Genomic DNA, 6783 nt, shown 5'->3' on the forward strand with positions numbered 1-6783 from the left:
GCGGCCAGTCCGGGCGAGCTCATGGCCCTCAATGGCCTCACCCCCGAGCGCATCGCAACCCGTGCTGCTGAGCTGTTGGCTTAGGCCTCTCCCAAAGTGCGCTAGGACGCAACCCATTCGCCGCTAAGCACGGCGCTTTAGTATGGAACGACTGCGAATCGGCCTGCTGTTTGGCGGCCAGTCGGACGAGCACGAGGTCTCCATTCGCTCTGCCCAAGCGATCACGCAAGCCTTCCAGCAGGCGGGCAACGCTGATCGCTACGAGCTCCGCCCCACCTACATCCGCCGCAGCGGCCAGTGGGAAGCGGGCGATACGGCCTGGCAGGTCTTGGAATCCGGGCCGGCGGCTGCCACCCGCGATGGCGGCAACCGCTGGCAGCTGCCGGCCCAGGCCCCCGAGGTGGATGTGTGGTTCCCCATCCTGCACGGCCCCAACGGCGAAGATGGAACCGTGCAAGGCTTGCTGACGCTCATGCAGGCGCCGTTTGTGGGCAGCGGCGTCCTGGGCTCGGCCCTGGGGATGGACAAGCTGGCCATGAAGGTCGCGTTCGCGCAGCAGGGGCTGCCCCAGCTGCCCCATCTGGCCGTGCGCCGCTCGCGGCTGCAGGCTGATGGGGGGGCGCCTGCCTGGTTGCAAGCCCAGGTGGCGCAGGCACTGGGCTATCCCTGCTTTGTCAAACCGGCCAATTTGGGCTCCTCGGTGGGGATCTCCAAAGTCCGAACGGCCTTGGAACTGGATGCGGCCCTGGCTACCGCTGCCCGCCACGATCGGCGCTTGCTAATCGAGGCCGGAACGAGCGCCCGCGAAGTGGAGTGCGCCGTGCTGGGCAACGACGATCCCCAAGCGTCGGTAGTGGGCGAGATTGCCTTCAGCAGCGAGTTTTACGACTACCGCACCAAATACACCCAAGGCCAAGCGCAGCTGCACATCCCGGCCTCCTTGCCCGAGGCAGCCGGCGAGCGCATCCGCGAGTTGGCGCTGCAAGCCTTTGGCGCTGTCGATGCCGCCGGCCTGGCCCGCGTTGATTTTTTCTACTCCCAGGCCGACGGGACGATCCGCATCAACGAGATCAACACGCTGCCCGGCTTTACCGCGACCAGCATGTACCCGCAACTGTGGGCGGCAACCGGCGTTCCGTTCCCGCAGTTGGTGGATCGCCTGGTGCAGCTCGCGCGCGAGCGGCACGGCGAGTTGGCGGCGGTCTGAGCGCGGCTGCCCCGTTCTGCGTTAGGGTGCCCTGCGCCGGCTAAAGGCAAGGAGCAGTTGTGGAGCGAACGTTTATCGCCATCAAGCCCGACGGCGTCCAGCGCGGCCTGGTGGGCGAGCTACTGGGCCGCTTCGAGCGCAAGGGTTTTTCGCTAGTGGCCCTCAAGCAGGTGCAAGTGTCGCGCAGCTTTGCCGAGCGCCACTACGAGGTCCACCGCGACAAACCGTTTTTTGACAGCCTGGTGAGCTTTATTACCTCAGGCCCAGTGGTTGCCAGCGTCTGGGAGGGCAATGGCGTTGTGGCAACCTCGCGCAAGCTCGTGGGTGCCACCAACCCGCTCGAGGCTGAGCCGGGGACCATCCGCGGCGATCGCGGCATCGACATCGGGCGCAATCTCATCCACGCCTCCGATGCCGTCGAGACCGCCCAGCGCGAGATCGCCCTCTGGTTCGATAATGCCGAGCTGCTGAGTTGGGAATCCAGCTTGCAGGGCTGGATTTACGAGTAGCGGCTGAGCTAGTTGGATGAGCGTTGGTCGGGGAAGGTGCGATCGAAGGCTTCCAGCAGCTCGTCTAGCTCCTCCAGCGCCTGATTGACATCCACGCGCAGCGTGCCCAAATCGGATTGCTCCAGCAGTTGCACCAGCACCTCGCGCTTGCTCTCGAGCTGCGCGACTTTTTCCCGCAGGGCGGATGCCTCCATTGCCCAATCTCCGGCGATCGCCGTATCTAGAATAGACCACTGTGCCGCGCGCCTGCCAAGCCTGATGTTCCGTCGGATCTCGCTAGGCAAATGGGGCTTAATCCTAGGCATCGGCCTCACCGCTTTGGGCATAGCAGCCTATATTGGCGGCTACCCCACCCTCAATTTGGCTGCTTTCTTTTCGGGGGTGCCACTGGCGCTAATCGGATTGGCCCTCAAAGCCGCCGAGCTCAAACCCATCCCCTACAGCGAGCCGCCCTCCCCCGAGCTCCGGCAGCTGCGCGACGCCCAAGCCACCCCCATCCTCAAGTTGCTGCGCCAGAACGTAACGCGCTACCGCTACGGCCACGAGGCGCATTTGGATGAGTCGCTCGAGCGGCTGGGGTTGGCGCCGTCTCGCGAGGAGCGACCGGTGTTGCAATCCATCCGCGAGGCTGACTGGGACGGGCGCTATGCCCTGGTTCTGCGCTTTGCCTCGCCCCACGTCCCGCTCGAGAGCTGGCAGGAGCGGCAAGCCAAAATCGAGCGGTTTTTCGGTCCGGGGGTGCAAGCGGCGCTGACACCATCGGAATCGGACGCGATCGAGCTGGCGCTGATCGCCACGGGCGAGCCCAGCGCCGCTGAGGCAGAGGGCAGCTAGTCCGTTGCCCCGTCTGCTACCCTAGTGAGGCTCTAATTGGGAAAGCAGCCATGAGTGCCGAGGCAATCCTGCGCTCGATCGAGGCCGAGCAGCTCAAAACTGACCTGCCCGATCTGCAAGTGGGCGACACCGTCCGGGTAGGGGTGCGCATTAGCGAAGGGGGCAAAGAACGCGTCCAACCCTTTGAGGGCACCGTCATTGCGCGCCGCCACGGCGGTATCAACGAGACCATCACCGTCCGCCGCATCTTTCAAGGGGTGGGCATCGAACGGGTGTTTTTGCTCCATTCGCCGCGCATTGCCGACATTCAGATCCTGCGCCGCGGCAAGGTCCGCCGCGCCAAGCTCTACTACCTGCGCCACCGCGTCGGCAAGGCAACGCGGGTCAAGGAACGCTTTTAGTCCGGCGATTGCTTTGCGCTGGCGGTGCAATGCGTTAGGGTGGGGTGCGCGGTCAGCGCAGTCCGCCGCGCCGTGCGCTCTTAGTTCAGCCTGGTAGAACGCAGGTCTCCAAAACCTGTTGACGGGGGTTCGAATCCTCCAGAGCGCGCTTTTGCGGCAACGGTGCGGCCGCCTAAGAGGCTCAAGTCGGTTCCAGCCGATGGAACCGACTTTCGTGCCTTACCCCCCCTCGCGCGGTCAGCTAGGAGAACGAGGCAGTGGCGAAAAAGGAGCAGGCCAAAAGGGATGAGCGCAAGGCCGCTCAATCCGAGCGCTTCGACCCGGTTCGGTTCCTGCGCGAGACCAAGCAGGAGCTGGACAAGGTCGTTTGGCCCTCACGCCAACAGCTGATCAGCGAATCGGCAGCAGTTATCGCGATCGTCACGCTAGTGGCAACCTTGATCTATCTGTTCGACGGCTTCTTTGGCTGGATTGCCGGTAGGATTTACTGATGGGATTCGCCGCTGAAGATTGGGAACAGCAGACTGCTGAGGAGCCTGAGGGCAGCGGCCCACCGGCCCGCTGGTACGCCATCCAGGTGGCCTCCGGCTGCGAGCAGCGCGTGCGCGCCAACTTGGAGCAGCGCATCCACACCCTCGATTTGGGTGATCGCATCCTGCAAGTGGAGATCCCGCAGACCCCAACCGTTAAAGTCCGCAAGGACGGCACGCGCAAGCAGGCCCAGGAGAAGGTCTTCCCGGGCTACGTGCTGCTCCAGACGCGCATGGACGATGAGGTCTGGCAGGTCGTCAAAAATACGCCCAATGTGATCAACTTTGTCGGGTCCGAGCAGCAGAGCGGCTCGGGCCAGGGACGCGGGCACGTCAAGCCCTTGCCCCTATCCCGCTCGGAGGTGGATCGCATCTTCAAAAAGGCCGAAGAGCAAGCGCCGGTGGTCCAAGTCGATCTGTCGGTGGGCGACAAGATCGTCGTGCTCTCGGGACCGTTCAAAGACTTTGAAGGCGAAGTGGCCGATGTCAGCACCGAGCGCAACAAGCTCAAGGCCCTGCTGTCGATTTTCGGGCGGGAGACGCCAGTGGAGTTGGAATTCAGTCAGGTGGAGAAGCAAAGTTAGCGATGGCCAAAAAAGTCGTTGCCACGATCAAGCTGGCGCTCCCGGCGGGTAAAGCCAATCCCGCGCCCCCAGTGGGACCGGCACTGGGCCAACACGGCGTCAACATCATGGCGTTTTGCAAAGAGTACAACGCCCAAACCGCCGATCAAGCCGGGACGACCATTCCGGTCGAGATCTTTGTCTACGAAGATCGCAGCTTTACCTTTACCCTCAAAACCCCGCCCGCGTCGGTACTGCTGCTGGAAGCTGCCGGCGTCGAGAAAGGGGCCAGCGAGCCCAACAAGCAGACCATCGGCACGATCAGCCAAGATCAGCTGCGCCAGATCGCCGAGCGCAAGCTGCCCGATCTCAACACCCCCGAACTGGAATCGGCGATGAAAATCGTGGCGGGGACGGCCAAAAACATGGGCATTGCCGTCCAGTAATCCCGCGCGAGGCAGCTTAGTGGAGACTCGAGCATGGTAAGGAAACTCTCGCGCCGCTTGCGCGATCTCAAACAGCAAGTCGAGGATCGCCCCTACGAACCGCTAGAGGCCCTGCAGTTGCTCAAGCAAACGGCAACGGCCAACTTTGACGAAACGGCCGAAGCCCACTTGTGCCTGGGGATCGATCCCAAATACACTGACCAGCAGCTGCGAACGACCGTGATCTTTCCGCAAGGCACGGGCCAGCCCGTTCGCGTCGCCGCGATCGCCTCAGGCGATCGCGTCGATGAGGCCCAGCGGGCCGGTGCCGATGTCGCCGGTGCCGAAGACCTGATCGAACAAATCCAGCAAGATCGGCTGGATTTCGACGTGGTCATCGCCACCCCGGACATGATGCCCCAGGTGGCCAAGTTGGGGCGCGTGCTGGGGCCGCGCGGCATGATGCCCTCGCCCAAAGGCGGCACCGTAACCAACGAGCTGGCCGACGCGATCGCGGCGTTCAAGGCGGGCAAGCAGGAATTCCGCTCCGATCGCACCGGCATCGTCCATGTTATGCTCGGGAGAGCTTCCTTTTCGGCCCAAGCGCTGCTGAGCAACTTAAAAGCGCTGCAGGATACGGTTGATCGCAACCGGCCCTCGGGTGCTAAAGGCCGTTTCTGGCGCGGGATTTTTGTTGCGTCCACCATGGGCCCCTCCATTGAGGTTGATGTGAACGCCCTGCGCGATCTCAAAGCTACGGAGCTCGCCTAACCGAGCATTCTCAACCACACCGCATCCCGACCGAAGACAGCAGGCGCACTGCGCTTAATTCCCTGCCGAGGTGGGTCTCTTACGCCCCTATTGGGGCGGCCCGCACGCATCGACAGCTTCCTGCCTCGGTCAGACCGGCCGAGGCTTTGCTGTGGTTGGGGATCTATCGCTCGCATTGGAGGCAATTGCCAACATGCCCAGAACCCCCGAGAGCAAGGAACGGGTCGTGCGCGACCTCAAACAGCTGCTGAGCGAGTCGCACCTCGCTGTTGTCATCGACTATCAAGGGCTATCGGTTGCCGAGATCGGCGACCTCCGCCAGCGCCTTTACCAGAGCGATGGGGCCTGCAAGATTGCCAAAAACACCTTGGCCAAGCTGGCGGTCGAAGGGGATACCAACTGGCAGCCCCTACAGGATTTGCTGAGCGGTCCGTCGGCGTTTGTGGTGGCCAAATCGGATATCAGCAGCACGGTCAAGGCCTATCAGGATTTTCAAAAGGCCACTAAAAAGACCGAGCTGCGCGGCGGCGTCATGGACGGCCAGATCCTGTCCAAAGCGGAGGTTGAGGCCATCGGTCAGCTGCCATCCCGCGAAGCGCTCATCGGCCAAATCGCCGGCGGCATTAATGCGCTGGCAACGCAGCTCGCCACCGGTATCAACGAGCTGCCCGCCTCGATGGCCCGCGGCATCAAAGCCCACGCCGAGGGCGAAGGTGGCGACGCCGCTTGATCCATTGCGAGCGCCACGGGCGCTTGCCCCAGACCAACCTAAGGAGGACCTGCCATGTCCGAAGCAACTGACGAAATCGTCGAAAAGCTCAAATCCCTCTCGCTGCTTGAGGCTTCCGAGCTCGTCAAGCAGATTGAGGACACCTTTAACGTGAGTGCCTCGGCTCCTGCTGCCGGTGTGGTGGCAGCGGCTCCCGGGGGCGGTCAGGCCGCCGCCGAGGAGGAAGCCGAGGAGCAAACCGAGTTCGATATCGTGCTCGATGAGATCCCCTCTGACAAGAAAATTGCCGTGCTAAAAGTCGTTCGCGGCATTACGGGCTACGGCCTCAAAGAAGCCAAGGAATTGGTGGAGTCGTTGCCCACAACCCTCAAGGAGGGCGCTTCCAAAGAGGAAGCCGACGACATGCAAAAGCAGCTCGAGGAAGCTGGCGCCCAAGTCAGCGTCAAATAAGCTGCTGCCACCGAGCGCGCACGCAAGCGGCAGGGCCGGCGGCCTTGCCGCTTGCGTGTATTAACATCCCGTCGCTCAGCTACGAGCTCCAAAAAGCGGGCCTAGAACGACTGGGCCATTTGGAGTATGGCTAGATATCTTGCTCTAGTTTTGACTTTGAGAAAACGCCCTATTGCGCTTGTTGGTCTTGCGAGAGATCCTTAGCTGAAGGCTGAACTTCCGATTGACCATTTTGCCCTTGACTCGCCTGAGTTCCATCTTGAGTTATACCAATTACGAGTAGTTTTGCACTAAAATAGGGGTGGCGAGCGGAAGGTAGCCCTTGCCATGACCACTGTCTTCAACGTCGACATTGCAGAAAGC

General features: G+C 62.4%; 11 protein-coding genes and 1 tRNA gene. 11 read left to right on the top strand and 1 reads right to left on the bottom strand.

Annotated elements, in window-relative coordinates; translation table 11 throughout:
- Nucleotides 1–142 precede the first annotated feature (142 nt).
- Together BRC58_05930 and BRC58_05935 are read left to right on the top strand one after the other, a co-directional pair.
- On the top strand, nt 143–1207 hold the full coding sequence (locus tag BRC58_05930) for a D-alanine--D-alanine ligase (GenBank protein ID PSP17549.1): 1065 nt from the start codon (nt 143–145) through the stop codon (nt 1205–1207).
- 59 nt (nt 1208–1266) lie between these two features.
- Nucleotides 1267–1716, top strand: a complete 450-nt coding sequence (locus BRC58_05935) for a nucleoside-diphosphate kinase (GenBank protein ID PSP17550.1) — start codon at nt 1267–1269, stop codon at nt 1714–1716.
- 8 nt (nt 1717–1724) lie between these two features.
- Here BRC58_05935 and BRC58_05940 read toward each other — a convergent pair whose 3' ends face one another.
- On the bottom strand, nt 1725–1910 hold the full coding sequence (locus tag BRC58_05940) for a hypothetical protein (GenBank protein PSP17551.1): 186 nt from the start codon (nt 1908–1910) through the stop codon (nt 1725–1727).
- A 64-nt stretch (nt 1911–1974) separates the two neighbouring features.
- Between BRC58_05940 and BRC58_05945 the strand changes: the two genes are divergently transcribed.
- The 9 genes from BRC58_05945 to BRC58_05985 all read left to right on the top strand — a co-directional run bounded on the left by BRC58_05945 (nt 1975) and on the right by BRC58_05985 (nt 6420).
- Nucleotides 1975–2550, top strand: coding sequence for a hypothetical protein (locus tag BRC58_05945; GenBank protein ID PSP17552.1), 576 nt, complete (start codon nt 1975–1977; stop codon nt 2548–2550).
- A 50-nt stretch (nt 2551–2600) separates the two neighbouring features.
- Nucleotides 2601–2951, top strand: a complete 351-nt coding sequence (gene rplS, locus BRC58_05950) for a 50S ribosomal protein L19 (GenBank protein PSP17553.1) — start codon at nt 2601–2603, stop codon at nt 2949–2951.
- A 74-nt stretch (nt 2952–3025) separates the two neighbouring features.
- Nucleotides 3026–3099: transfer RNA gene (locus BRC58_05955), tRNA-Trp, on the top strand.
- Nucleotides 3100–3208: 109 nt separating this feature from the next.
- Nucleotides 3209–3442, top strand: coding sequence for a preprotein translocase subunit SecE (locus BRC58_05960; protein PSP17554.1), 234 nt, complete (start codon nt 3209–3211; stop codon nt 3440–3442).
- Nucleotides 3442–4065 (top strand): transcription termination/antitermination protein NusG, encoded by a 624-nt coding sequence (locus BRC58_05965; protein PSP17555.1) that lies wholly within the window; start codon nt 3442–3444, stop codon nt 4063–4065. The genes BRC58_05960 and BRC58_05965 overlap by 1 nt, the downstream gene beginning before the upstream one ends.
- A gap of 2 nt (nt 4066–4067) precedes the next feature.
- The gene (gene rplK, locus BRC58_05970; protein PSP17556.1) at nt 4068–4490 is read left to right on the top strand and encodes a 50S ribosomal protein L11; all 423 of its coding nucleotides are present in this window, start codon (nt 4068–4070) and stop codon (nt 4488–4490) included.
- Between the two features lie 33 nt (nt 4491–4523).
- Complete coding sequence (locus tag BRC58_05975) at nt 4524–5240, top strand: 50S ribosomal protein L1 (GenBank protein PSP17557.1); 717 nt, start codon at nt 4524–4526, stop codon at nt 5238–5240.
- Between the two features lie 193 nt (nt 5241–5433).
- Nucleotides 5434–5970, top strand: a complete 537-nt coding sequence (locus BRC58_05980; GenBank protein ID PSP17559.1) for a 50S ribosomal protein L10 — start codon at nt 5434–5436, stop codon at nt 5968–5970.
- Between the two features lie 54 nt (nt 5971–6024).
- A complete protein-coding gene (locus BRC58_05985) occupies nt 6025–6420 on the top strand; it encodes a 50S ribosomal protein L7/L12 (GenBank protein PSP17558.1) in 396 nt (131 codons plus the stop codon).
- The last annotated feature ends 363 nt before the right edge of the window (nt 6421–6783 follow it).

It is taken from the genome of Cyanobacteria bacterium QS_8_64_29 (assembly GCA_003022125.1).
Taxonomy (GTDB): domain Bacteria; phylum Cyanobacteriota; class Cyanobacteriia; order Cyanobacteriales; family Rubidibacteraceae; genus QS-8-64-29.

Excerpts from the sequence above, each read along its gene's own strand:
- BRC58_05965 (PSP17555.1), top strand. The coding sequence starts at position 3,442 with ATGGGATTCGCCGCTGAAGATTGGGAACAGCAGACTGCTGAGGAGCCT.
- BRC58_05945 (PSP17552.1), top strand. The coding sequence starts at position 1,975 with ATGTTCCGTCGGATCTCGCTAGGCAAATGGGGCTTAATCCTAGGCATC.
- rplS (PSP17553.1), top strand. The coding sequence starts at position 2,601 with ATGAGTGCCGAGGCAATCCTGCGCTCGATCGAGGCCGAGCAGCTCAAA.
- BRC58_05930 (PSP17549.1), top strand. The coding sequence starts at position 143 with ATGGAACGACTGCGAATCGGCCTGCTGTTTGGCGGCCAGTCGGACGAG.
- BRC58_05980 (PSP17559.1), top strand. The coding sequence starts at position 5,434 with ATGCCCAGAACCCCCGAGAGCAAGGAACGGGTCGTGCGCGACCTCAAA.
- BRC58_05940 (PSP17551.1), bottom strand. The coding sequence starts at position 1,910 with ATGGAGGCATCCGCCCTGCGGGAAAAAGTCGCGCAGCTCGAGAGCAAG.
- BRC58_05975 (PSP17557.1), top strand. The coding sequence starts at position 4,524 with ATGGTAAGGAAACTCTCGCGCCGCTTGCGCGATCTCAAACAGCAAGTC.
- BRC58_05985 (PSP17558.1), top strand. The coding sequence starts at position 6,025 with ATGTCCGAAGCAACTGACGAAATCGTCGAAAAGCTCAAATCCCTCTCG.
- rplK (PSP17556.1), top strand. The coding sequence starts at position 4,068 with ATGGCCAAAAAAGTCGTTGCCACGATCAAGCTGGCGCTCCCGGCGGGT.